This is a genomic window from Hydrogenophaga sp. (assembly GCF_050250835.1).
GTDB lineage: Bacteria > Pseudomonadota > Gammaproteobacteria > Burkholderiales > Burkholderiaceae_C > Hydrogenophaga.
The window spans coordinates 206317-228983 of record NZ_JBFWNX010000004.1 but is presented as its reverse complement, the minus strand read 5'-3'; the positions used below and the strand labels follow the sequence as shown (position 1 = coordinate 228983).

General features: G+C 65.6%; 22 protein-coding genes. 14 read left to right on the top strand and 8 right to left on the bottom strand.

Annotated elements, in window-relative coordinates; translation table 11 throughout:
- Positions 1-62 precede the first annotated feature (62 nt).
- From AB7F11_RS07765 to AB7F11_RS07745, 5 genes are all read left to right on the top strand, one after another.
- Positions 63-1142 (top strand): HDOD domain-containing protein, encoded by a 1080-nt coding sequence (locus AB7F11_RS07765; RefSeq protein ID WP_428288087.1) that lies wholly within the window; start codon positions 63-65, stop codon positions 1140-1142.
- 50 nt (positions 1143-1192) lie between these two features.
- On the top strand, positions 1193-1684 hold the full coding sequence (locus AB7F11_RS07760; RefSeq protein ID WP_428288086.1) for a bacteriohemerythrin: 492 nt from the start codon (positions 1193-1195) through the stop codon (positions 1682-1684).
- Positions 1684-3237, top strand: coding sequence for an AAA family ATPase (locus tag AB7F11_RS07755; protein WP_428288085.1), 1554 nt, complete (start codon positions 1684-1686; stop codon positions 3235-3237). Before AB7F11_RS07760 ends, AB7F11_RS07755 begins: the two co-directional genes overlap by 1 nt.
- 103 nt (positions 3238-3340) lie before the next feature.
- Positions 3341-4492, top strand: a complete 1152-nt coding sequence (locus AB7F11_RS07750) for an alpha-hydroxy acid oxidase (RefSeq protein ID WP_428288084.1) — start codon at positions 3341-3343, stop codon at positions 4490-4492.
- Positions 4493-4501: 9 nt separating this feature from the next.
- The gene (locus tag AB7F11_RS07745) at positions 4502-5008 is read left to right on the top strand and encodes an anti-sigma factor domain-containing protein (protein WP_428288083.1); all 507 of its coding nucleotides are present in this window, start codon (positions 4502-4504) and stop codon (positions 5006-5008) included.
- A 58-nt stretch (positions 5009-5066) separates the two neighbouring features.
- On the opposite strand, the gene AB7F11_RS07740 is transcribed toward AB7F11_RS07745, so the two are convergent.
- Positions 5067-5789, bottom strand: a complete 723-nt coding sequence (locus AB7F11_RS07740) for an SIMPL domain-containing protein (protein ID WP_428288082.1) — start codon at positions 5787-5789, stop codon at positions 5067-5069.
- Positions 5790-5920: 131 nt separating this feature from the next.
- On the opposite strand from AB7F11_RS07740, the gene AB7F11_RS07735 reads away from it, so the two are divergent.
- From AB7F11_RS07735 to AB7F11_RS07725, 3 genes are all read left to right on the top strand, one after another.
- On the top strand, positions 5921-7159 hold the full coding sequence (locus AB7F11_RS07735) for a Y-family DNA polymerase (RefSeq protein WP_428288178.1): 1239 nt from the start codon (positions 5921-5923) through the stop codon (positions 7157-7159).
- Entirely contained in the window at positions 7119-7961 is an 843-nt protein-coding gene (locus AB7F11_RS07730) for an enoyl-CoA hydratase-related protein (RefSeq protein ID WP_428288081.1), read from the top strand. Before AB7F11_RS07735 ends, AB7F11_RS07730 begins: the two co-directional genes overlap by 41 nt.
- A gap of 160 nt (positions 7962-8121) precedes the next feature.
- Complete coding sequence (locus AB7F11_RS07725; protein ID WP_428288080.1) at positions 8122-9183, top strand: histone deacetylase family protein; 1062 nt, start codon at positions 8122-8124, stop codon at positions 9181-9183.
- Positions 9184-9384: 201 nt separating this feature from the next.
- Here AB7F11_RS07725 and AB7F11_RS07720 read toward each other — a convergent pair whose 3' ends face one another.
- Positions 9385-9981 (bottom strand): ferritin-like domain-containing protein, encoded by a 597-nt coding sequence (locus AB7F11_RS07720; RefSeq protein ID WP_428288079.1) that lies wholly within the window; start codon positions 9979-9981, stop codon positions 9385-9387.
- A 253-nt stretch (positions 9982-10234) separates the two neighbouring features.
- Between AB7F11_RS07720 and AB7F11_RS07715 the strand changes: the two genes are divergently transcribed.
- Positions 10235-10807, top strand: a complete 573-nt coding sequence (locus AB7F11_RS07715) for a sigma-70 family RNA polymerase sigma factor (protein WP_428288078.1) — start codon at positions 10235-10237, stop codon at positions 10805-10807.
- 10 nt (positions 10808-10817) lie between these two features.
- Entirely contained in the window at positions 10818-11591 is a 774-nt protein-coding gene (locus AB7F11_RS07710; protein ID WP_428288077.1) for an anti-sigma factor, read from the top strand.
- Positions 11592-11597: 6 nt separating this feature from the next.
- On the opposite strand, the gene queF is transcribed toward AB7F11_RS07710, so the two are convergent.
- From queF to AB7F11_RS07680, 6 genes are all read right to left on the bottom strand, one after another.
- Positions 11598-12443 (bottom strand): NADPH-dependent 7-cyano-7-deazaguanine reductase QueF, encoded by an 846-nt coding sequence (queF, locus tag AB7F11_RS07705; RefSeq protein WP_428288076.1) that lies wholly within the window; start codon positions 12441-12443, stop codon positions 11598-11600.
- On the bottom strand, positions 12440-13330 hold the full coding sequence (locus tag AB7F11_RS07700) for a 2OG-Fe(II) oxygenase (RefSeq protein WP_428288075.1): 891 nt from the start codon (positions 13328-13330) through the stop codon (positions 12440-12442). Before AB7F11_RS07700 ends, queF begins: the two co-directional genes overlap by 4 nt.
- Before the next feature lie 11 nt (positions 13331-13341).
- On the bottom strand, positions 13342-14118 hold the full coding sequence (gene yaaA, locus AB7F11_RS07695) for a peroxide stress protein YaaA (protein WP_428288074.1): 777 nt from the start codon (positions 14116-14118) through the stop codon (positions 13342-13344).
- A 60-nt stretch (positions 14119-14178) separates the two neighbouring features.
- Positions 14179-14769, bottom strand: a complete 591-nt coding sequence (locus tag AB7F11_RS07690; protein ID WP_428288073.1) for a DUF3501 family protein — start codon at positions 14767-14769, stop codon at positions 14179-14181.
- An 11-nt stretch (positions 14770-14780) separates the two neighbouring features.
- Positions 14781-16130, bottom strand: a complete 1350-nt coding sequence (locus AB7F11_RS07685; RefSeq protein WP_428288072.1) for a (Fe-S)-binding protein — start codon at positions 16128-16130, stop codon at positions 14781-14783.
- Positions 16131-16227: 97 nt separating this feature from the next.
- Positions 16228-16650 carry a rubrerythrin family protein gene (locus AB7F11_RS07680; protein WP_086125420.1) on the bottom strand — a complete coding sequence of 141 codons (423 nt, stop codon included), beginning with the start codon at positions 16648-16650 and terminating at the stop codon, positions 16228-16230.
- 295 nt (positions 16651-16945) lie between these two features.
- Here AB7F11_RS07680 and AB7F11_RS07675 point away from each other — a divergent pair, with 295 nt between their 5' ends.
- From AB7F11_RS07675 to AB7F11_RS07660, 4 genes are all read left to right on the top strand, one after another.
- Complete coding sequence (locus AB7F11_RS07675) at positions 16946-17560, top strand: VOC family protein (RefSeq protein WP_428288071.1); 615 nt, start codon at positions 16946-16948, stop codon at positions 17558-17560.
- A 98-nt stretch (positions 17561-17658) separates the two neighbouring features.
- Complete coding sequence (locus AB7F11_RS07670; protein ID WP_428288070.1) at positions 17659-19389, top strand: FAD-dependent oxidoreductase; 1731 nt, start codon at positions 17659-17661, stop codon at positions 19387-19389.
- A complete protein-coding gene (locus AB7F11_RS07665; RefSeq protein ID WP_428288069.1) occupies positions 19386-19568 on the top strand; it encodes a DUF2783 domain-containing protein in 183 nt (60 codons plus the stop codon). Before AB7F11_RS07670 ends, AB7F11_RS07665 begins: the two co-directional genes overlap by 4 nt.
- 67 nt (positions 19569-19635) lie before the next feature.
- A complete protein-coding gene (locus AB7F11_RS07660; RefSeq protein WP_428288068.1) occupies positions 19636-22662 on the top strand; it encodes a valine--tRNA ligase in 3027 nt (1008 codons plus the stop codon).
- Positions 22663-22667: the final 5 nt, after the last annotated feature.

Genomic DNA, 22667 nt, shown 5'->3' with positions numbered 1-22667 from the left:
CTGGCAAGCGCTTCTTCTGCCCACGGCAGACGAGGTATTTCGCCCCGCCCAGGAGGCCGATCATGTCCAACCTGCTGCTCGCTGCGGCCGCATTGCCACTGGCAGGTCTGGCCTGGTGGTGGCTCCGCCCGTCGACCCCACCTGCCGTTCGTCCCGGGCGGCAGGCCGCTTTGCGTTCGCCAGCGCCCGCGCCCGCCATTGTGCCCAGCCGGGTTGAGGCGCCCGGCCGAGAGGCGCTGCCGAAATGGCACTGGCGCACCGAAGAAGAGATGGAGCCCGATAAGCGCGATCGGCTGCTGGCCGCCATCCATGACATACCCCGTCCGCCGCATGCACTGGCGCGCATGCTTTCGCCCGAGTTCATGGCCAAGGCCAATTCGAACGAACTGAGTGAACTCGTTCAGGGCGAGCCCTGGATCGCCGCCAGAATGCTGGCGCGCGTCAACAGCCCGCTCTACGGACTGCGACAGCCCGTCACCGACCTCGGGCAGGCGGTCACCTTCCTGGGCTTGCAAAGTGTGCGCAGCATCTGCCTGCAGACCCTGATGGCCGAGGCCCTGCAACCCACCCAACCCGGCGTGCAAAAAACCTTCGACACGCTCTGGCTCGCAAGCGCCATGGCCAGCGAGCTGGGTACCCGCCTGGACAAGGCGATGAACCAGCCAGCACCTGGCACCCTGGTCACGCAGGTGGTGCTGAGCTTCGTCGGCGCACTGGCCATGGCCTCGCTGATTCCGCCCACCGGGCTTTCGGCCTGGCTGCAGCGCGACCGGCTTGCGCGACTTCGACTGGAGCAGGATCTTCTGGGCCTGGGTGCTGCCGAGATCGGCCATTTGCTGCTCGTGGGCCGATGGTCCCTGCCGACCGCCCTGGCCAACGATGTGCGCGATGCGGGCCGCATGCTGGGCGCGCCCAGGGCGCAGATGGACACGCCGCACAGCGAACGCCTGGCACTGGTCTACCTCTGCACCCGTCTGGGCGAGCGCCTGGCGCTGGGCCAGATGGCTTCGCTCGAAGGCTACCGGCTCGCCGACGACGACGCCGTCGACATGCTCCATGTGCGAACCGCTCTGGCGCCTGACTTCCTCACGCGTCTCGATACGGCGCTGGCTTCAGCCACACCCATGCGCACAGCCGCCTGAGTTGACGCGCGTCAAAGTGCCATCCGGGCACCCGTCGTAGAGTGGCGGCCATGGAGAACACCGCGACCCACCCTCTTGCCTGGACGCCCGAACTCGCGACCGGGGACGCCCGCATGGACGAGACCCACGAGGCCTTTGTGGCACTGCTCAACCAGTTGATGTCCGTGTCGCCCGAAGCACAGATGCCGCTGTACCTGCAGGTGATCGACCACACGGTCGATCACTTCGCACAGGAAGAGCGCTGGATGCAGGCCACCGGCTTTGCCCCCGACAACTGCCACGCCCTTCAACATGCCAGCATCCTGGAGACCATGCAGGCGGTCAGGACCCACACCGAACAAGGCGACACCACGCTGATCGGCAGGCTCGCCGAGGCCCTGGCGGAGTGGTTTCCGCAGCACGCGGCCACCATGGACGCGGGCCTCGCCCTGCACCTCGCATCGCTGGGCTACGACACGCAGACAGAGACGCTGCCCGATCCCCAGCGCGTGCGACCGGCCAGCATGTCCGGCTGCGGCAGCGTGAGCTGCGGCACCGGTTGATGCACGCGCGCCGAACCGACCTCCCCGCCCTGCTGCGGGCGCTGCAGGAGCCGGCGCGGTACCCCCATGCGGCGACCGCCATGGAGCTGCTGGAGACCCATGGCGCCTGGGTGTTGCTGGCCGGGGACCATGCCTACAAGATCAAGAAGCCGGTTTGCCTGCCGTTCATGGACTTCAGCACACTGGGCCTGCGCCGTGCGGCCTGCCAAGCCGAAGTGCGACTGAACCGACGGTTCGAGACCGGCGACCCAGCCTCCCACCTGTACCTGGAGGTGCTGCCCATCGTCGGAACACCCGAAAATCCCGCCTGGGGACGACCCGACGAGGACGACGAAAGCGCCTTCGAATACGCCGTTCACATGCGGCGATTCGACCAGAACCAACGCCTCGACCACCTGTGCCAGACCGGGGCGCTCCGGCCCGCTCATCTCACGGGCCTGGCCCGCCGCATGGCCGATTTCCAGGCACGCAGCGCCTTCATGACTGCGCAGGGAGCCTGGGGGCAGGCAGAAGACATGCTGGCGTTTGCGCAGGACAACCTGGCCGCGTTGCAGGCGGCCTGCAGCCTGCCCGCAGACCGCACCCGCATCGACACGCTGGCCACCTGGACCGGGGTGCGATTCGCTGCCGTGGCCAACACCCTGGCGCAGCGAAGGACGCACGGTCGCGTGCGCGAGGGTCACGGCGATCTGCACCTGGCCAATCTGGTGTTGATCGGTGACGAGGTGGTGCCGTTCGACGGCATCGAGTTCAACGATGCGCTGCGCTGGATCGACGTGGCCAGCGACATCGCATTTACCTGGATGGACCTGCAGGGCCACGAACGGCCAGGACTGGCCAACCTGTTCCTGAGCGAGTGGCTGGACGCCAGCGGCGACACCTCTGCCCTCTGGGTGCTGCCCTTCTTCGCGGTGTACCGGGCGCTCGTGCGCGCCAAGGTGGCCGCCATCCGCAGTGACCAGCCTGGCGCGCACTGCCGTGTCGCCCAGAACGAAGCACACCACTACCTGGCGCTGGCGGGACGCATCGCGCAGCCCGGCCCGCCTCGCTTGCTGATCACCCACGGTCTCTCGGGCAGCGGCAAGACGCACGCCTCCAGCCGGTGGCTGCTGCTGGAAGCCAGCGGCCGTGCGATCCGGCTGCGCTCGGACGTGGAGCGCAAGCGTCTGCATGGCCTGGACGCCCACGAAGCCAGCGGCTCCGGACCGAACGACGGCCTGTACAGCCCACAGGCGAACCTGGACACCTATGACCACCTGCTGCAGCGCGCACGCGGGTTGCTGCAGGATGGCTGGACCGTGCTGGTGGACGCGGCCTTCCTGCGGCACCGCGAGCGCGCCGACTTCGGTGCCTTGGCGCAAAGCATGGGCTGCCCATTCCACATCCTGGCGCCCGAGGCGCCGCTGGCGGTGCTTCGCGAGCGCATCCGCCACCGCCAGGCACAGGGGCAGGACGCCTCGGAGGCCACACTGGAGGTGCTGGAACGGCAACTGGGCTGGCTTGAACCGCTGAACGAGGCCGAACGCGCCTGCTGCATCGCGCCGCCGGCTTGAAGTCTGGCTCAAGAAAATTCACAGGTGGGTGTCGCGCTTTCACGCGTCGGGGCCTGGCCTCGCGGCTAACATGCAGACCAACAACCCACCGGAGACAAGCCTCATGACCGTCATCACCACCGTGGAAGACCTGCGCGTGCTGGCCCAGCAGCGGGTGCCCCGCATGTTCTACGACTACGCCGACTCCGGCTCCTGGACCGAGAGCACCTACCGCGCCAACGCGGACGACTTTCAGAAGATCAAACTGCGCCAGCGCGTGGCGGTGAACATGGAGAACCGCAGCACGCGCACCACCATGGTGGACCAGCCGGTGGCGATGCCAGTGGCGATTGCGCCCACGGGACTGACCGGCATGCAACACGCCGACGGCGAGATCCTGGCCGCGCGCGCGGCCAGGGCGATGGGCATACCGTTCACGCTCTCGACCATGAGCATCTGCTCCATCGAAGACGTGGCGCACCATGCGGGCGACGGTTTCTGGTTCCAGCTCTACGTCATGAAGGATCGCGCCTTCATCGAGCGCCTGATCGACCGGGCAAAGGCCGCACGCTGCTCTGCGCTGGTGCTCACGCTGGACCTGCAGATCATCGGCCAGCGCCACAAGGATCTGAAGAACGGCCTATCGGCTCCACCGAAGCTGACCATCGCCAACATGATCAACATCGCCAGCAAGCCGCGCTGGGCGCTGGGCATGCTGGGCACCAGACGGCGCCAGTTCGGCAACATCGTGGGTCACGTCAGCGGCGTGGCCGACATGAGCAGTCTGGGCGAATGGACGGCCAAACAGTTCGACCCCGCTTTGAACTGGGGCGATGTGGAATGGATCAAGAAGCGCTGGGGCGGAAAACTCATCCTCAAGGGCATTCTGGATGTGGAAGACGCCAGACTGGCCGTGGCCTCGGGCGCCGATGCCCTGATCGTGAGCAACCACGGCGGGCGCCAGCTCGACGGCGCGCAAAGCAGCATCGAAGCGCTGCCGGCCATCGTGGACGCGGTAGGGGGCCAGATCGAGATCCATATGGACGGTGGCATCCGCAGCGGACAAGACGTGCTCAAGGCCCGTGCCCTGGGCGCACGCGGCGTCTACATCGGCCGACCTTTCCTCTATGGCCTGGGTGCCATGGGCGAAGCCGGCGTGGCCAAGTGCCTGGAAATCATCCACCGCGAGCTCGACCTGACCATGGCGTTCTGCGGCCACACCAACATCGAAAACGTGGACCAAGGTATCCTGCTGCCCGGTACCTACCCCACATAGCCATCCCCCATGAACACGCCCGTCCCGCGTCCCCGCACATCCAAATTCTGGCTCGCTGTCAGCGTGGTGCTGATGCTGGTCGTGCTGCTGGGCGGCGCCGCCACGGTGAGCCTTTACGAGCAGATGAAAGCGCAGCTCGAGCACCTCCAGCGGCAGGTGACCCACATCCCTCAGGTTCGCTATGTGGCCGTGCTGCTGGATGAACACCAGCTTCCCGCGCTGCTGGTGACACTCGATCCACAAGCCGGCTTGCTGGAGTTGCAACGGCTCAACAACATGGTGGAAGGGCGTGAGGACAGCATGCAGCTCTGGGCCCTGTCCACCGGCCAGGCGCCGCGTTCGCTCGGGGTGATCCAGAGCAAGATCAGGACAGCGCAGTTGCCCACGACCGAAGCCGCCCTGAAGACCGCCACCCAACTCGCCGTCAGCGTGGAAATCAAGGGCGGGGTACCAGAGACGTCAGGGCCGCGCCAGCCCTACCTGTTCAAGGGCTGGCTGGTCCAGCGGGCGCTCTGAGCCTGGGCCCCGGGGCTGGCCAGCCAAGTTGCTGCAACCCTGCGAAGCAGAAACCGGGCTACTTCAGCTCGTATTCGAAGGTGCTCACCACGCGCAACCGCTTCATGCGCGAACTGCCATCGTCGAAATCGTTGCCGTCGTCGCCGGTGATGCGGATCACACCCTGGTTGGCATTCTTGAGCGGGCCAAGTTCGGCGCCAGCTTCAGCGGCAAACTTGTCGGCTTGCTCCCGCGCGTTGCGCGTGGCTTCGGCCAGCAGCGGTGCCTTGATGTCGTTGAAGCCGCGCAACTGAAAACGCGGACCGCTGCGGCCTTCGTTGTCGGCGCCGAGCTGCACACCGGCCTGGATCAGCGGATCCACCGCACGCGCGGCGCTTTCCACTTCGGCCACGCGAGCCGACTTCACCAGCACCTGACCCGTGCCGTTGAAGCGGAAAGGCTGGTTGCCCTGCGCGTATTCGCGTGCATACAGGTCCTGCACCTGCAAGGGTCGCGCCTCAATATCGGTCTCGGTGAAACCACGTGCCTTCAGGAAGGCGAGCACCTTGTCGCGGTCGGCCGACAGGTTTTGCTGCACCTGGTTGAAATCCGCGCCGGCGCGGCGAAACCCCAGCGTCCAGATGGCGAAGTCGCTTTCCACGTCCTTCTCGGCCAGGCCCTTGACGGTGACGGAGCGGTCCGACATGCGGAAGCGCTCCAGACCCTGGCCCACGGCGAAGCCAGCCAATGCGATGCCGGCGCCCACGAGCAGGGCGGTGAAGAGGCGAGACAGCGAATTCATGGGGGTCCTCCAGCGGCGGTGCGCCAGCCGAGTGCCGGACGCGTTCTCGATGGTAATCCCGCTATGCTTGCCGCGTGACCGAGCCCGCTTCCCCGACCGCCCAACTGCCCCGGCGCATCGCGCACCTGGACATGGACGCATTCTTCGCGTCGGTGGAATTGCTGCGCTACCCGCAACTCAAAGGCCTGCCGGTGGTGATCGGTGGCGGGCGCCGTCGCGAGGACGATATGCTCAGGCGCTTGCGTCTGGAGCACCCCGAGCGCGACTGGACCGGCGTCGACCTGGCGCACATCCCGCCCGAGTGTTTTCCGCGGCTGGAACACTACGCGGGCCGAGGCGTGGCCACCACCGCCACCTACGCCGCACGCCAGTTCGGCGTGGGCTCGGCCATGGGCCTGATGAAGGCCGCCAGGCTTTGCCCGCAGGCCATCCTGCTGCCCGTGGACTTCGACGAAGTGCGGCGCGTCTCTCGCCTCTTCAAGAGCACCATCCGCGAGATCGCGCCGGTGATGGAGGACCGCGGCGTGGATGAGGTCTACATCGACTTCACCCACGTGCCCGGCGGCCAGCGCGAAGGGGGGCGCGTGCTGGCGCGGCTCATCCAGAAGAGCATCTTCCAGGCCACCGGCCTGACCTGCTCCATCGGCGTGGCGCCCAACAAACTGATCGCCAAGATGGCCAGCGAATTCAACAAGCCCAATGGCATCAGCATCGTCCAGATCGACGATCTGCAAGGCCTGATCTGGCCCCTGCCCTGTCGCAAGATCAACGGCGTCGGCCCGAAAGCCGATGCGAAGCTGCTGGGCCATGGCATCCAAACCATCGGCGACCTGGCCCAGCGCGATCGCCACTGGCTCATCGACCACTTCGGGAAAAGTTACGGCGCCTGGCTTCACGAGGTGTCCTGGGGTCGCGACGAACGCGCCGTGCAGACCGAGAGCGAGCCCGTGAGCATGAGCCGTGAGACCACCTTCGACCGCGACCTGCACGCGGTGCGCGACCGCGCCGAACTGGGCGGCGTGTTCACGCGCCTGTGCGAGCAGGTGGCGGACGATTTGCAACGCAAGGGCTATGCGGGAAAAACCATCGGCATCAAGCTGCGCTACGACAACTTCCAGATCGTCACGCGCGATGTGACCATCGACCACTTCACCAGCGACGCTGCCACCATCCGCCGCCAGGCCGGGTTGTGCCTCAAGCGCGTGGACCTCGGCCGGCGCATCCGCCTGCTGGGTGTGCGCGTGGGCAAGCTCGTCAAGGCCGGGACAGAAGCGTCCGCCAGTGCCGTCTACATTGAATCCCTCCAACGCCAACGAGACAAGACCCGCCATGAACACACCGACCTGCTTTTCCCTGAGCTTGACGAATGACGTCGCCCATCTGGTGCTCTGCCGGCCTGCCGAGCTCAACACCATGCACCCCACCTTCTGGCGCGAGCTCGACGAGTTGCTCACGCAGATCCACCGGGAAGGGCGAGCGCGGGCGCTGGTGATCAGCAGCACCGGCAAGCACTTCAGCGCCGGCATGTCACTGGAGACTTTCGCCGGCGCGATCACCATGGACGACCAGAGCCCGGAAGGCCGCGCCGCCATCTTCGACCTGCTCACCGACATGCAGGCCACCTTCACCAAACTGGAGAACTTGCGCATCCCGGTGATCTGCGCCATCCAGGGCGGCTGCATCGGCGGCGCGGTCGACATGGTCACCGCCGCCTGCATCCGCTACGCGAGCGCCGATGCTTTCTTCTGTATCCAGGAAATCAACATCGGCATGGTGGCCGACGTGGGCACGCTGCAGCGCCTGCCCAAGCTGATTCCTTTCGCGGTGGTCAAGGAAATGGCCTACACCGGCCGGCGCCTGCCGGCAGCCAGGGCCATGGCCTACGGGCTGGTGAACGAGGTGTTTGACACCCCGGAGGCCACCCTGGCTGCCGCGCTGGCGTGCGCCAGAGAGATCGCGACCAAGCCACCGGTGGCGATCTGGGGCACCAAGCAGGCCGTGACCTATGCCCGCGACCACTCGGTGGAAGACAGCCTGCGCCAGATGGGCTGGCTGCAGGGCGCGGTGTGGAGCAACGCACACGTGCGCGAGGCGATCATTGCAATGAATGAGAAGCGCGCCGGCCAGTTCACACCGCTGGCGGGCCTGCAGGCATTCAAGGAACTGGGCTGAGGACTTCGCAGTTCAGTCCTCGATGTCCGCTCGGGCCACGGCGCTCAAGCTCGGCCCCGGGGCTGGCGAAGTTGGTGAGCGTGGCGTTGCGCACCCGAAGATCGTCCGGCAGCGCAGGGCGATTTCATGGCCCCGGAGTTCAAAGTTACAACCCCATCCCATGCAGACCTTCCACAACCCCCATCACGCCGGCCACGCCGGTCAGCAGGAAATGTTTCGCGGCCGCATGGTGCCCTGCCACGAGGTACCGGCGCGGCTGGATTACGTGCTCACCGAGCTGCGCCGTCGCCCGCTGGGCGCGATGACGATCACCGACCTGACCGAGGCCGCGCTGGACAAAGGCATTGCCCGCGTGCACAGCGCACGCTACCTGGACTTTCTGGCCAACGCCTGGGACGACTGGGTCGCCATGGATCCGGCCAACGCGCAGCGCGATGCACTGCCCTCCGTGTGGCCACTGGGCAACCGGCATGCCTTTCGAAACGATGTACTGCCCGCCAACTTCGCCGCCCGGCTGGGCTTGTTCTCGTTCGACTCGGGCTCGCCCCTGACCTCTGGCACCTGGGCGGCGGCACGCGGCGGCGCGGCCTGCGCGCTGGCGGCTGCAAATGCCGTTGCCAGTGGCGCTCGCAGCGCGTTCGCGCTCACGCGCCCGCCAGGCCACCATGCGGGCGTCGACTTTCTCGGCGGCTACTGCTTCCTGAACAACGCGGCCATCGCCGCGCAGGCCCTGCGCGATGCCGGCCACACTCACGTGGCGGTGCTGGACGTGGACTACCACCACGGCAATGGCACGCAGACCATCTTCTACGAGCGTGCCGATGTACTGACGGTCTCGATACACGGCGATCCCGCAACCGAATACCCCTTCTTTCTGGGGCACACGGACGAGCGCGGCGCGGGTATTGGCGCGGGTTTCAACCTGAACCTGCCCCTGCCACGGGGCAGCGGCTTGGCAGCCTGGCGTACAGCGCTGGACCAGGGCTTGCAAGCGGTTGCCGACTTCGGCGCGCAGGCCCTGGTGGTGCCGATGGGCCTGGACACGTTCGAGGGCGATCCGATCTCGGGCTTCACCTTGCGCAGCGAGGACTACTTCGCGGTGGGCGCCGCACTGGCATCGGCCGGTCTGCCCACCGTTTTCACCTTTGAGGGCGGCTACGCTGTGGCAGAAGTTGGCACCAACGCGGTCAACCTGCTGGAGGGCTTCCAGCAGGTTGCGTGAGCGCTCCCTTCGACAGGCTCAGGGCGAACGGCAGAATCGGCTCAGGGCGATCGGCCTTTCGGCTCAGGCGCCGACCCTTCGACTGGCTCAGGGCGATCGGCCTTTCGGCTCAGGCGCCGACCCTTCGACTGGCTCAGGGCGATCGGCCTTTCGGCTCAGGCGCCGACCCTTCGACTGGCTCAGGGCGATCGGCCTTTCGGCTCAGGCGCCGAAAGAGAGTGCGCCGGGGGGTAGTGGGCGGCCCAGTGCGCTGGTGAGCACGGTGTAGTGCATGGTCTCGTCGGCCGCCAGGCGCGCGGCCACCTTGGCCAGTTCCCGGTCGCCCAGCGCGGGGATGACGCCCAGGTAGGCATTGGTCGCACCCAGCTCCAGGCGCGCGGCGAGGTCGAGCACGTCGGCCTGGCTCTTGAGGGCGCCGGCATTGAGTGCCTTGGCATAGTCGTCCAGCTTCATTTCCGCCACCGGCCTGCCGCCCAGTTTCTGGATCGTGGCGATCAACGCGTCTCGGTGGGTCTTGTGGTGGCCCTGAAACTGCACGGCCACGTCCAGCACCGGTTTTTGCAACAGACCGCTGCCAGCGCCCAGCTGGTAGGCGTTGATGGCCTCGTGCTCCAGGCCGAGCGCCACGTTGAGGATGGCGACGTCCTTGGAGGTATCGGCCTTCATGCCCTGGGCCATCACGTCCTGGCCGGCCAGCAGGGCCACGGCAACGGCCGAGAGCGCGCCGCCGCTGCGCATGAAGCCGCGGCGCGAGGCGGGGGAGGAGATCATCGAACAGGGAGTCTGGATCGTGGTCATGGAGTTTCCTTTGTGGTGATGAGATGACAGCAGGAGATGAAGGTGTGACAGCCGTCACGACAAATACGCGCCCACGGCACCGGCTGGATTCAACAATCCCCTCGAGCGCCTGGGGCTACTGGTGGTCGAATCCGCCGACCTGCTCGCTGCGTACCCAGATCAGCCAGGCTTTCATGCCCATGTCCCACCACCGCCATCCACCATCCGTGAGCCCCACCCATGACCTCCACCGGTCGTACCGCACAATGCGCCCATGAGCGCACAACCCGACGACGAACTCATCGCCCTGATCGAGCGCGTGGCCCTGCGCGACGAAACGGCGCTCAAAGCCCTGTACGACCGAACCTCGTCCAAGCTCTACGGTCTGTCCCTGCGGGTGGTGGGGCAGCACGAGTGGGCGGAGGACGCGCTGCAGGAAACCTTTCTGCACATCTGGCGCGCAGCCGGCGACTACCACGCCAGCCTGAGCCCGCCCATGGCATGGCTGGGTCTGATCGTGCGCAGCCGCTCGCTGGACCTGCTGCGCCGTCGCCGCGCCGAACGCACGCACCTGACCGACGAGATCGACGACGTCATGGCCGACACGATGGAAGGCGATTCGCCCAACCCCATGGACGTGAGCCTGGCCAGCCAGCAGGCCTGGGCGCTGCACCAGTGCCTGGGCCAGCTGGAACACCGACAGCGCGAGGTGGTCAGCCTGGCGTACCTGCGCGATCTGTCGCACAGCGAACTGGCCGAGCAGCTCAGGCTGCCGCTGGGGACGGTGAAAACCTGGATTCGGCGCGGCCTCGAACAACTGCGCACCTGCATGGCGCGCTTCGCGTGAAGACCAACGGATGAACCTTCTGCGAAACCCCGAACTGCTGGACAAACTGGCCGCCGCTCACGCACTGGGCACGCTGCGGGGTGGCGCGCGGCGCCGCTTCGAGGCCCTGGCCCGCGAGCAGGCCCCGGTGCGAGCCGCAGCGCTGGTGTGGCAGAGCCGTGTGGCCAGCATGAACGAGTTGCAGAAACCCGCCGAGCCCGCTCCGGCCGTGTGGACGCGCATCGAGAACCTGGTCCAGGCCGAACGCGAGCGGCAGGCGATGTCGGCCGCGCGCCCAGCACCACGCACGCAGGGCGGCTGGCTGCGCAGCTTGGCCCTGTGGCGCGGCACCACCGCCGCCGGTGCGCTGGCCACGGTGTTGGCGGTGGTCACGGCAGTGGGCCTGCGCGACAACCTCGGCGCGCAGATCGGCGAACTTCAGGCCAGGCTCGAAGCCACGCCGCAAGTGGAATACGTCGCCGTGCTCAACGACGACAAGGCCAGCGCCTCGATGCTGGTGACCTTCGACCCGAAGAGCAAGAAGCTCACGCTGCAACGCGTGGGCGGTTTCCAGGAAGCAAGCGACAAGTCGCTGCAGCTCTGGGCGCTGCCACCTTCAGGCGGGCCGCGCTCGCTCGGCGTGCTGAGCCAGGAACGCCTGCTGCAGCTGGCTGCCGACCAGGCCGACGTGCGCGAGGTGCCAGCGCTGGCCATCAGCCTGGAACCCAAGGGCGGCGTGCCCAGCGAACGCGGCCCCACCGGGCCGGTGTTGTTCAAGGGCGCACTGATCCAGAAGATGCTGTGAGCGCACTCACTGCCGCGCCGTGCGCACATTGGCCGGCGGCGATTGCGGGTGGCTGCTGCGCCAGGGGTTGATGTCCAGCCCGCCCCGGCGCGTGTAGCGCGCGTACACCGTCAGCTTGGCGGGTTTGCAGCGCTGCCAGAGGTCCATGTAGATGCGCTCGACACACTGCTCGTGGAACTCGTTGTGGTTGCGAAAACTCACGATGTACTGAAGCAGCCCGGCCTGGTCGATCTGCGGACCGCTGTAACTGATTTGCACGCTGCCCCAGTCGGGCTGGCCAGTCACCAGGCAATTGCTCTTGAGCAGGTGGCTCACCAGGGTTTCATCCACCGGCTTCTCGTCCAGCGCCGCAGAGAGCAGCTCGGGCGCGGGCTGGTACAGCGTGCATTCCACGTCGAGCCGGTCGATGGACAGGCCACTGAGCTCGTGCACCGGCTCGGCATCGAACTGCTCGGGCAGCAGCAGCCTCACGCCCGCGCTGGCCTGCACCGGCCCACCGTGCCAGATGGCCGCGCTCACATCCGTGCGAATGCGCTCACGCACCGCGTCGGCGCTGGCGAAGGCGCTGTTGTTGAAGCTGTTGAGGTAGAGCTTGAAGGACTTGCTCTCGACGATATGCGTGCTCTCGCAAGGCACGGTGATGTGGGCCAGTGCCACCTGCGGCTTGCCGCGAGGGTTGAGCCAGCTCAGCTCGAATGCGGTCCAGAGGTCGGCGCCCAGAAAGGGCACGCTGCCGGTGATGCCGATCTCGCGGCGCTTGGTCTCGCGCGGCAGAGGAAACAGCAAGGAAGCGTCGTACTGGTCAATGTAAGCCGAGGCGCGGCCGAGCTGGGATTGTTCTGGCGTGTTCACACAAACTCTCGTTCTCTGAGCCACTTGGTCGCGACCCACTTCTCGCCCTCGATCACCGGCGCGCCGCCATGAAGCGTGCGCGTGGAGGGATGCGGCCGGTCGTAGCTGAAGAACACGGCGTTGCCACGCACCGGCGCCACTTCGAAGCCGACGTCGGGGAACGTGGTGCCGCCGCCGCGCGCCGGTTCGTTGAGGTACATCACCAGGGTGGCCACTCGCTGGCCGCCGCGCCGCAGGATGGTGGGCGTGCCGGGTTCGGCAGGGTCGAAGTAGTCGTAGTGCGGTTTGTACTCGGCGCCGGGGTGGTAGCGCAGCACCTGGAAGCCTTCGCCGTTTTCCACCGGCCAGCCCACCAGACGCGCGATGCGCGCCTCGATGCGCGCCACCTCAGGCGTCTGCCCACGCGTGAAAAACATGCCGCTGCTCGTGCGGTCAGGGTTGAGCTCCTCGCCGCCGGTCTTGGTCTGTACCGTGAGCGAGCGCGCCAGTTGAGGCCGCGCCGCTTCGATCAGCGCATCGCACTCCTCGTCACTGAGCAGGTTGCCCAGCACCACCACACGCGGGTGGTTGAGCGTGGCGATGACGTCGACCAGCCGATCTCCCGCGTCGATCTGGCGTGGAGACTGGTTGAGGTCCAGGTCGGGCACGGGCACGCCCACCTGGGCCGGTGCTGCGCCACCCTTGGTGGCGGCGTCGGACGCCGCGTTGGCGGCCGCCCTTTGCGCCCGCAGGTGCTCGCGCAGCGTGGTCTCCAGCGCTTTCACGGCCACCGGCTCGCTCCAGCCCGAGGCCACCATGGAGGCCAGCACCACATCGGGCGTGAAACCGGCGGCGGCCTGCTCAACGATCCAGCGGCGAAGTTCGGGAGTGATGTTTTGCTGGGCCATGTTCAACAACCTCAGGTTCGGGCGTCGCGGCGGAACACCAGCCGCTCCGTGGTGGATTCGGCCCCGTGGAACCGGTAGCCTTCGAGATCGAAGCGCTTGAGCTGTTCGACCACCGTGATGCGGTGCTGCACCGCGTAGCGGACCATCAGGCCACGTGCGCGCTTGGCCATGAAGCTGATGACCTTGTAGCCATCAGGCCTGCGCTCTTCAAAGGTGCAGGTGACCACGCGCGGCACCAGCGCCCTGCGATCGACCACCTTGAAATATTCCTCGCTCGCCAGGTTGATCACCACGGGACTGAGCTCGGCCTGCGCACGTTGATTGAGATGCTCGGCGATCTGCCGGCCCCAGAACTGGTAGAGATTGGTGCCACGCTCGGTCTTCAGCCGCGTGCCCATTTCGAGCCGGTAGGCCTGCATCAGGTCCAGCGGGCGCAGCAGACCATACAGGCCACTCAGGATGCACAGGTGCCGCTGCAGCCAGTCGAGGTCGGCCGATGGCAGACTCTTCGCGTCCAGGCCGCCGTACACGTCACCAGCGAAGGCGAGCACCGCCTGCTTGGCGTTCTTCGGTGTGAAGCGAGGCCGCCACGCGTGGTAGCGCGCGGCGTTCAGGCCGGCCAGCGCGTCGGAAAGGTCCATGAGTTCGGCGATCTGCTGCGGCGTTTTCTCGCGCATCACGCCCACGAGCTCGGACGCCTGCTTCATGAACAGTGGCTGCGTATGGGTGGCCACATGGGCCGGCGTCTCGTAGTCAAGCGCCTTGGCAGGAGAGATGAGGAAAAGCATGGCGAGGAGAAGTGAAAAGGGCTTCCCGAGGGAAGCCCTGATTATGACCATGGGAGCGATTTACTTCAGATCACCGGCCAGGCTCGCCAGCGTTTCGACGGGCACCTGCATGTGGGCGGGGTAGTGGGTGTGATCGCACCCCATCTTCACGGCCGCACCGGCCTGAATGGCCGCGCGCATCGTCGGCGTGAACTCGAAACGCACGAAATGCACCGCCGAAGTCTTTTCGTCGTTCTCGCGGTCCAGGTCTTCGTCGGCAATGGCGTAGACACGCGCATGGCCTTCCACCTCGACGAACATGCGATCTTCCACGCCGATCAGTCGTGCGAGCTCGCGTTTGCGCTCGTTCACGTCCGTGTACTCCAGCATCATGGTCGCTTTCCAGTTGGTGCCGTCGGGCACCAGTGGCGCATAGGCTTCGATCTCCTGCTCGATGCCCTCTTCCTCGAAGATCTTCTCGATGCGCAGCATCTCCTGGATCTGGTAACGGATCGTGGTCTCGCTTTCGAACTGCAGGTGAATGTGCTCGCCGAGCTGCACGCTGCGCAGCTTGCGATGCGCAATGACTTCGGGTTTGTGGACCTTGCGCCATTTCGTGTAGGCCTCCAGGCTCATGAGCGTGTCAGCGGTGATGCGGCCGGTCAGTTGCATGCCAGTTCTCCTTACTTGAGGCCGTAGGCCTGCGCCACCAGGCTGAGCGGATGCTTCAGCGCGGGCGCACCGAGGCCATTGACCTCGAAGCCCTGAGCAATGTGGTGGCCGCCGAGCGGGCAATCGGAACTGATGTAGTCAGGCTTGCTGCCGTCCTTCATGGTGGCCATGGCCTTGAACACCGGCTTGCCGATCTTCATCGCGGTCTGGTGGTAGGCCTTCTTCACGCCAAAGGTGCCTGCATGCCCCGAACAGCGCTCGATGGTGTTGAGCGTGGTCTCGGGAATCATCTTCAGCATCTCCTCGGTCTTGCGGCCGATGTTCTGTACGCGGCCGTGGCAAGGAATCTGGTAGCTCACGTTGCCCAGCTTCTGCGGGAATTCGGTCTTGAGCAGCCCGTCGCGCTTGCGCGCCATGAAGTACTCGAACGGGTCCCACAAATGCGCCTTCACCAGCTGGGTGTCGGCGTCGTCGGGGAACATGAGCGGGATTTCCTGCTTGAACATCAGCGCGCAGCTCGGCACAGCGGCGAGGATGGCATAGCCATCCTTGGCGTATTTCGCCAGCACGGGGATGTTGGCCTCCTGGCTCTTGCGGACCGAGTCCAGGTCGCCGAGTTCGAGCTTGGGCATGCCGCAGCATTGCTCCTTCTCGACGATCACATAGGGAATCTCGTTGTGATCAAGAATCTTGAGCAGATCCAGGCCGATGCCGGGCTCGTTGTAGTTGATGTAGCAGGTGGCAAAGATCGCGACCTTGCCGGGTGTCTTCTCGCCATCCTTCACCTCGGTCGCCTGGGCCGCCGGCGGGCCCGAGCGGAATTTGCGGTTCGCCAGGTCGGGCAGCCATGCGTCCCGATCGACGCCGGCCACGCTTTCCATCAGGCTGCGCGCAGCCTTCGTATGCGTCACCGCGTTGGCCACCTGCACCACAATCGGAATGCCGGCGAACTGGCCGTGTACATCGGTGGAGGCCAGAAACTTCTCGGCCAGTCCCACCTCGCCCTTCTTGAACTTGATGGCCTTGGCGCGCAGCATGGTGTGAGGAAAGTCAAGGTTCCATTCGTGCGGCGGCGTATATGGGCACTTGGTCATGTAGCACAGGTCGCACATGTAGCACTGGTCGACCACCTTCCAGTAGTCCTTCTTGTCCACGCCATCGACCTCCATCGTCGAACTCTCGTCGACCAGATCGAACAGGGTGGGGAAAGAACCGCAGAGGCTCACGCAGCGGCGGCAGCCGTGACAGATGTCGAAGATGCGCTCCAGCTCGTGGAAGCACTTCTCCTCGTCGTAGAAATCGGGGTTCTTCCAGTCGAGCGGATGCCGCGTGGGCGCCTGCAGATTGCCTTCAGTGGCCATGCTGTCTCCTCGTCTTGTGCGAGTGTGTTCGTGGGGTCACATATCCAGAACGCCGCGGGTCCGGCTTCGCCGGCCCGCAGGCGTTGCGCGGGGCAGGTCAATCCACCAGTTCGTTGAGCGCTTTCTGGTAACGATTCGCGTGCGAGCGCTCAGCCTTGGCCAGCGTCTCGAACCAGTCGGCCACTTCATCGAAGCCTTCTTCGCGCGCGGTCTTGGCCATGCCCGGGTACATGTCGGTGTACTCGTGCGTTTCGCCAGCCACGGCCGAAGCGAGGTTGTTGCGGGTGGAGCCGATGGGCAGGCCGGTGGCCGGGTCGCCCGACTGCTCCAGAAATTCCAGGTGGCCGTGCGCATGGCCGGTTTCACCTTCGGCGGTGGAGCGGAACAGCGCCGCCACATCGTTCTGGCCTTCCACGTCGGCCTTGTTCGCGAAATACAGGTAGCGGCGGTTGGCCTGCGATTCGCCGGCAAAGGCGTCCTTCAGGCATTGCTCGGTCTTCGAGCCTTTCAATGCGGGCATGTCTTTATCTCCTTGCGTGGGTGGAAGAAACGCCCAAAGGGTCCGGAACATCCTTGCCAGACCCCTTGAGACTGGAAGACCATAACTCCGTGAGAGAGCAAGGTCTAATTGTTCCGGACTATCCATCCCATTGTTCCCGGCTATGAACTTGGATGTATTGATACCCGTTCTCAACAACATCGACACCGCGAGATGAAACCCTCAAACTGGAGCGCAGCCAGGGCCCATTGATTACGATAAGAGAAATGCATTGCATAATGGTGAATCGCTATGTGCCCTTTTTCAGGAGACAACCATGCCGTCCAACGCCAGCCTGCCCGCACCCGCCCCGATTCAGCAACTGCACCATTACGCCTACCGCGCCCGGGATGCGGAGGAGACGCGCCGCTTTTACGAGGACATCCTGGGCCTGCCGCTCTACCACATCATCCAGAGCGACTACGTGCCCAGCACGGGTGAGTACTGCCCCTACACGCATTTCTTTTTCCGCCTGCAGGACGGCTCCTTCATTGCCTTCTTCGACCTGGGCGATGACGAAGCGGCGCAGCCCAGTCCGAACACACCGAAGTGGGTGAACCACATCAGCTTCCGAGTGGACACCGAGCAGGAGCTGGAGAACACCAAGGCACGTCTGGAGGCGCATGGGGTGGAGGTGCTGGGCGTGACCGACCACCACATCTTCAAGAGCATTTACTTCTTCGACCCCAACGGCATCCGCCTGGAGCTCACCGCGCAACTGGCCGACGAATTCGAGATGCTCGAAGAAAGCAAGACGGCGCACGCGCGCCTGGGTGAATGGAATGCGCGCAAGGAACAGTGGCGCAAGGAGCGCGCAGAGGGCAAGACCGCAGCACCACTCAAGCCGCAGCAGAACGACCGGCCTGAGGTGGCTGCTCGGGCCAAGGTCTGAGTCCGTGCTGTGTTCCATGAGCGTTGGTGTGGGCCCGGTCGGCACAAGCCAACTTCATTGCACGCGACTGCCGGAAAAAAACGCAAAAGGAGCAACGCATGTCACTGACAGCGTACAAAGAAACCGCCCACACCAACAGCTACCAGTTCACCAGTGGCACAGGCTACCAACTCCCCGAGTACCCCTTCGTCGCTCCACCCGAACTGCACAGTGAACAACTGGTTCGCCACCCTGTGGTGATCGTCGGGGGTGGCATCACCGGCCTCACCCTTGCCTGCTCCCTTGCACGCCTGGGCGTCAAAGCTGTGCTCATCGACGAAGACAACACCGTCGGCGTCAAGGGAGCGTCATCGCGCGGCATCTGCTACACGCAGAAGTCGCTGGAAATTTTTGAACGCCTGGGCATCTTCGAGCGCATCGCCGCCAAAGGCGTGCAGTGGAGCGTGGGCCGCACCTTCGCCGGCGAGGACGAGGTCTACAGCTTCGATCTGCGCCAGCAAGGCAACTTCCACCTCTCCAGCCAGCCGCCGTTCATCAACATCCAGCAGTTCTACATCGAAGCCTTCCTGGTCGACCGCCTGCAAGAGCTTGGCGGGGTCGATCTGCGCTGGCAGAACCGCCTGACCGGTTTCGAGCAGGATGCCGACTGCGCCACCCTCACCGTGGAAACGCCCGCCGGCAGCTACCGCATCCAGGCCGATCACGTGATCGACGCCACCGGCTCGCACAGCCCGCTGCGCAAGTGGCTCGACGTGCCTTTTGACTCGCGCCGGGGCGACGACCGCTGGTGCATCGCCGACGTGCGCTTCAGCACCCGTCCACCGGTGGAACGCCACACCTGGATCGAAGCGCCGTTCAACGAAAACCGCGCGGTCTGGCAGCACCTGATGGCCGACGACGTCTGGCGCATCGACTACCAGATGGCGCCCAACGCCGACCCCGAATACGTCAGCCGCGAAGACGTGGTGCGCGAGCGCCTGCAACGCCAGTTCGGTGCCGATGTGCAGGTCGACATCGTCTGGGTCGGCCCCTACGCGTACCGCAGCGAATGTGTGCATGGCATGCGCCACGGACACGTGTACCTCATGGGCGATTCCGCCAAGGTGGTCAGCCCCTTCGGCGCGCGTGGCGGCAACACCGGTGTGGCCGACGCCGACAACCTGGCCTGGAAACTGGCCGCCGTGCTGCGCGGGAAGGCTGCCCCGGCCCTGCTGGCCAGCTACGACCAGGAGCGCCTGGAAGCCGCGCAACAGAACGTGAGCGTGACCAACCGCACCGCACGCTTCCTGCGGCCTGCCGATGGCAGCGAGCGCCTTTTCCGGCAGGCCGCCATCGGACTGGCCAAGCAATACCCGTTCGCACGCAGCCTCATCAACACCGGGCGCATGGCGGTGGCCAATCCCTACAGCCGGTCCTCTGCCTGCACCTATGCACCGGCGAGCGCGGCCGGCCAGTCGGTACAGAACGTGGACTTTGCCTGGGCCGACGGAACGCGCGGCAAGGTCAACGACCTGCTGGACTGGGCAGCTGGCGACCTGCTGCTGCTGGTGTTCGGTGACCTGCCCGCCGCCGCCTTGCAGCGACTGCGCCGCCTGTGCATGGACGCACCGGTGCGGTGCGTGCAGGTGCTCGGCCACGACGTCGCGCCGCAGGCGCTGGAGCACGTGCGCGACCCCAAAGGCCACCTGCAGGGCGCATGCCACGTGTTCGGGCACGCCTGGGCGCTGCTGCGGCCCGACGGCTACCTGGCCGCCACAGGTGAGACCATCAACGCCCAGCTGATCGAAGCCATCGAACGCTCGCTGGGTCTGCGCGGAGAATCAGCATGAAGACCACCTCCCAGTTCCAGGATGCCGATGCCTTCTACGAGCAATTGCTCGACGCCCAGGCCGACCTCAGCCGCGAGGAGGCCGAGCTGTTCAATGCCCGCCTGATCCTGCTGCTGGCCAACCAGATCGGCGATGCGCGGGTGCTGCGCGAATGCATCGCCGCAGCAGCGCAACGATAGAATCCAGGGCTCCCCTGCTCTCCCTGACGGCATCCTGCGGGATGCCGTTTCCATTCTGGCGCGCCCCATGACCGACACCCTGAACCAGCCTGGCCTGCAATCCCTGGCCAAATCGTTCGAACCCGCTCCCATCGAAGCACGCTGGGGCCCGGAGTGGGAACAGCGCGGCGTCGGCGTGGCCGGATTTCGGGGCACGGGCGCGCCCAAGTCGGGAGCGCCCTCTTTCGCCATCCAGTTGCCGCCGCCCAATGTCACCGGCACCTTGCACATGGGGCACGCCTTCAACCAGACCATCATGGACAGCCTCACGCGCTACCACCGCATGGCGGGCGCCAACACGGTCTGGGTGCCTGGCACCGATCACGCCGGCATCGCCACGCAGATCGTGGTGGAGCGTCAGTTGCAGGGCCAGGGCATCAGCCGCCATGACATGGGTCCCACGCCGGCCGAGGCGCGAAAGAACTTCGTCGCCAAGGTCTGGGAGTGGAAGGAGCAAAGCGGCAACACCATCACCACGCAGATGCGCCGCATGGGCGACAGCGTGGACTGGAGCCGCGAGTACTTCACCATGGACGACAAGCTCTCGTCCATCGTCACCGAAACCTTCGTGCGCCTGTACGAGCAGGGCCTGATCTACCGTGGCAAGCGCCTGGTGAACTGGGACCCGGTGCTCAAGACGGCCGTGTCGGACCTCGAAGTGGAAAGCGAGGAGGAAGACGGCTTTCTCTGGCACATCGCCTATCCCCTCACCGATGGCAGCGGTTCCTTGACCGTGGCCACCACCCGCCCCGAAACCATGCTGGGCGACGTGGCGGTGATGGTGCATCCGGAGGACGAGCGCTACACCGCGCTCATCGGCAAGACCGTGAGGCTGCCGCTGTGCGATCGCGACATCCCGGTGATCGCCGACGCGTATGTGGACCGCGCCTTCGGCACCGGCGTGGTGAAGGTCACGCCTGCGCACGACACCAACGACTACGCGGTGGGCCAGCGCCACCAGTTGCCGATCATCGGCGTGCTCACGCTGGACGCCGCCATCAACGAGAACGCACCCGCCAAGTACCAAGGCATGGACCGCTTTGTGGCCCGCAAGGCCGTGGTGGCCGACCTCGAAGCGGCCGGCCTGCTGGTGGAAACGAAGAAGCACAGGCTCATGGTGCCGCGCTGCGCGCGCACTGGCCAGGTGGTCGAACCCATGCTCACCGACCAGTGGTTCGTGGCCATGCAGTCCAGGGGCAACGAAAAGAACACCAGCGGCAGCTCGATTGCCGAGAAGGCGATTTCCGCCGTGCAATCGGGCGAGGTCCGCTTTGTGCCGGAGAACTGGGTCAACACCTACAACCAGTGGATGAACAACATCCAGGACTGGTGCATCAGCCGCCAGCTCTGGTGGGGCCACCAGATTCCGGCCTGGTACGACGAAGCGGGCCATGTGATCGTGGCGCGCAACGAAGCCGAAGCGCAGGCCAAGGCCCCGGGCCAGACGCTGACGCGCGACCCCGATGTGCTCGACACCTGGTATTCAAGCGCCCTGGTGCCCTTCAGCACCATGGGCTGGCCGTCCGCCGCCGTTCCGGCTGAGACACCCACCGTTCAGGCGGAGACACCCGCCGTTCGGGCTGAGACACCCGCCGTTCGGGCTGAGCCTGTCGAAGCCCAGCGCGAGCAGGACATGGATGCCCTTCGACAAGTTCAGGGCGAACAGAGTTTGTCGGACTACGACCTCTACCTCCCCAGCAGCGTGCTCGTGACCGGCTACGACATCATCTTCTTCTGGGTGGCCCGGATGATCATGATGACCACGCACTTCACCGGCCGCGTGCCCTTCAAGCACGTCTACATTCACGGCCTGGTGCGCGATGCGCAGGGCCGCAAGATGAGCAAGAGCGAGGGCAACGTGCTCGACCCGGTCGATCTGATCGACGGCATCTCGCTCGCCCCCCTGCTCGAGAAACGCACCACCGGCCTGCGCAAACCCGAGACCGCCCCCAAGGTGCGCAAGGACACCGAGAAGGAATTTCCCGACGGCATTCCGGCCTATGGCGCAGATGCTCTTCGCTTCACCTTCGCCGCGCTCGCTTCACTCGGCCGCAGCATCAACTTCGATTCCAAGCGCTGCGAGGGGTACCGCAACTTCTGCAACAAGCTCTGGAACGCGACGCGCTTCGTGCTGATGAACTGCGAAGGCCAGGACTGCGGCCTGAAGGAACACACCAAAGCCGAGTGCGAACCCGGCGGTCCCTTCCACAACTACATGCACTTCAGCCAGGCCGACCGCTGGATCAGCTCGGTGCTGCAGAAGGCCGAGGCCGAGGTGGCCAAGGGGTTCGCCGAATACCGTCTGGACAATGTCGCGAACACCATCTACGACTTCGTCTGGAACGAGTTCTGCGACTGGTACCTGGAGATCGCCAAGGTGCAGATCCAGATCGGCAACGAATCGCAGCAGCGCGCCACGCGCCGCACACTGATCCGCACGCTCGAAGCCATCCTGCGGCTCGCCCACCCCATCATCCCGTTCATCACCGAAGAACTCTGGCAGAAGGTCGCGCCGGTGGCTGGCCTGCCAGGTCCCACGGTCAGCGTGGCGCGTTATCCCGAAAGCCAGCCGAACAAGATCGACGAAGTGGCCATGGCGCACGTGATCAAGCTCAAGTCGCTGGTCGACGCCTGCCGCACGCTGCGCGGCGAGATGAACGTTTCGCCCGCCACGCGCCTGCCGCTTTACTCGGTGGGCGATGCCGACTTCATGCGCGCTGCAGGCCCGGTGCTTCAGGCTCTGGCCAAGCTGAATGAGGTGCGCGTGTTCGACGACGAGGCTGCGTGGGCCGCCGCAGCTCAGGCCGCTCCCGTCGCCATGGTGGGTGAGGCACGCCTGTGCCTGTTCATGGAAATCGACGTGGCCGCCGAAAAGGCCCGCCTGGGCAAGGAAGCCCTGCGCCTGGAAGGCGAGATCAACAAGGCGAACGCCAAGCTGGGCAACCAGGCCTTCGTGGCCAAGGCGCCGGCGGCAGTGATTGATCAGGAGAAGAAACGCGTGGCCGACTTTTCAGCCACGCTCAACAAGGTTCAGGAGCAGCTTCAGCGCCTGTGAGCGCC

Coding starts and splice junctions, on each gene's coding strand:
- AB7F11_RS07745 (WP_428288083.1), top strand. CDS start 4,502: ATGAACACGCCCGTCCCGCGTCCCCGCACATCCAAATTCTGGCTCGCT.
- AB7F11_RS07700 (WP_428288075.1), bottom strand. CDS start 13,330: ATGGCCCAGCAAAACATCACTCCCGAACTTCGCCGCTGGATCGTTGAG.
- AB7F11_RS07675 (WP_428288071.1), top strand. CDS start 16,946: ATGCCGTCCAACGCCAGCCTGCCCGCACCCGCCCCGATTCAGCAACTG.
- AB7F11_RS07735 (WP_428288178.1), top strand. CDS start 5,921: ATGGACGCATTCTTCGCGTCGGTGGAATTGCTGCGCTACCCGCAACTC.
- AB7F11_RS07755 (WP_428288085.1), top strand. CDS start 1,684: ATGCACGCGCGCCGAACCGACCTCCCCGCCCTGCTGCGGGCGCTGCAG.
- AB7F11_RS07670 (WP_428288070.1), top strand. CDS start 17,659: ATGTCACTGACAGCGTACAAAGAAACCGCCCACACCAACAGCTACCAG.
- AB7F11_RS07725 (WP_428288080.1), top strand. CDS start 8,122: ATGCAGACCTTCCACAACCCCCATCACGCCGGCCACGCCGGTCAGCAG.
- AB7F11_RS07720 (WP_428288079.1), bottom strand. CDS start 9,981: ATGACCACGATCCAGACTCCCTGTTCGATGATCTCCTCCCCCGCCTCG.
- AB7F11_RS07740 (WP_428288082.1), bottom strand. CDS start 5,789: ATGAATTCGCTGTCTCGCCTCTTCACCGCCCTGCTCGTGGGCGCCGGC.
- AB7F11_RS07660 (WP_428288068.1), top strand. CDS start 19,636: ATGACCGACACCCTGAACCAGCCTGGCCTGCAATCCCTGGCCAAATCG.
- AB7F11_RS07730 (WP_428288081.1), top strand. CDS start 7,119: ATGAACACACCGACCTGCTTTTCCCTGAGCTTGACGAATGACGTCGCC.
- AB7F11_RS07765 (WP_428288087.1), top strand. CDS start 63: ATGTCCAACCTGCTGCTCGCTGCGGCCGCATTGCCACTGGCAGGTCTG.
- AB7F11_RS07760 (WP_428288086.1), top strand. CDS start 1,193: ATGGAGAACACCGCGACCCACCCTCTTGCCTGGACGCCCGAACTCGCG.
- AB7F11_RS07680 (WP_086125420.1), bottom strand. CDS start 16,650: ATGCCCGCATTGAAAGGCTCGAAGACCGAGCAATGCCTGAAGGACGCC.
- AB7F11_RS07715 (WP_428288078.1), top strand. CDS start 10,235: ATGAGCGCACAACCCGACGACGAACTCATCGCCCTGATCGAGCGCGTG.
- AB7F11_RS07685 (WP_428288072.1), bottom strand. CDS start 16,130: ATGGCCACTGAAGGCAATCTGCAGGCGCCCACGCGGCATCCGCTCGAC.
- AB7F11_RS07665 (WP_428288069.1), top strand. CDS start 19,386: ATGAAGACCACCTCCCAGTTCCAGGATGCCGATGCCTTCTACGAGCAA.
- AB7F11_RS07690 (WP_428288073.1), bottom strand. CDS start 14,769: ATGCAACTGACCGGCCGCATCACCGCTGACACGCTCATGAGCCTGGAG.
- AB7F11_RS07710 (WP_428288077.1), top strand. CDS start 10,818: ATGAACCTTCTGCGAAACCCCGAACTGCTGGACAAACTGGCCGCCGCT.
- AB7F11_RS07750 (WP_428288084.1), top strand. CDS start 3,341: ATGACCGTCATCACCACCGTGGAAGACCTGCGCGTGCTGGCCCAGCAG.
- yaaA (WP_428288074.1), bottom strand. CDS start 14,118: ATGCTTTTCCTCATCTCTCCTGCCAAGGCGCTTGACTACGAGACGCCG.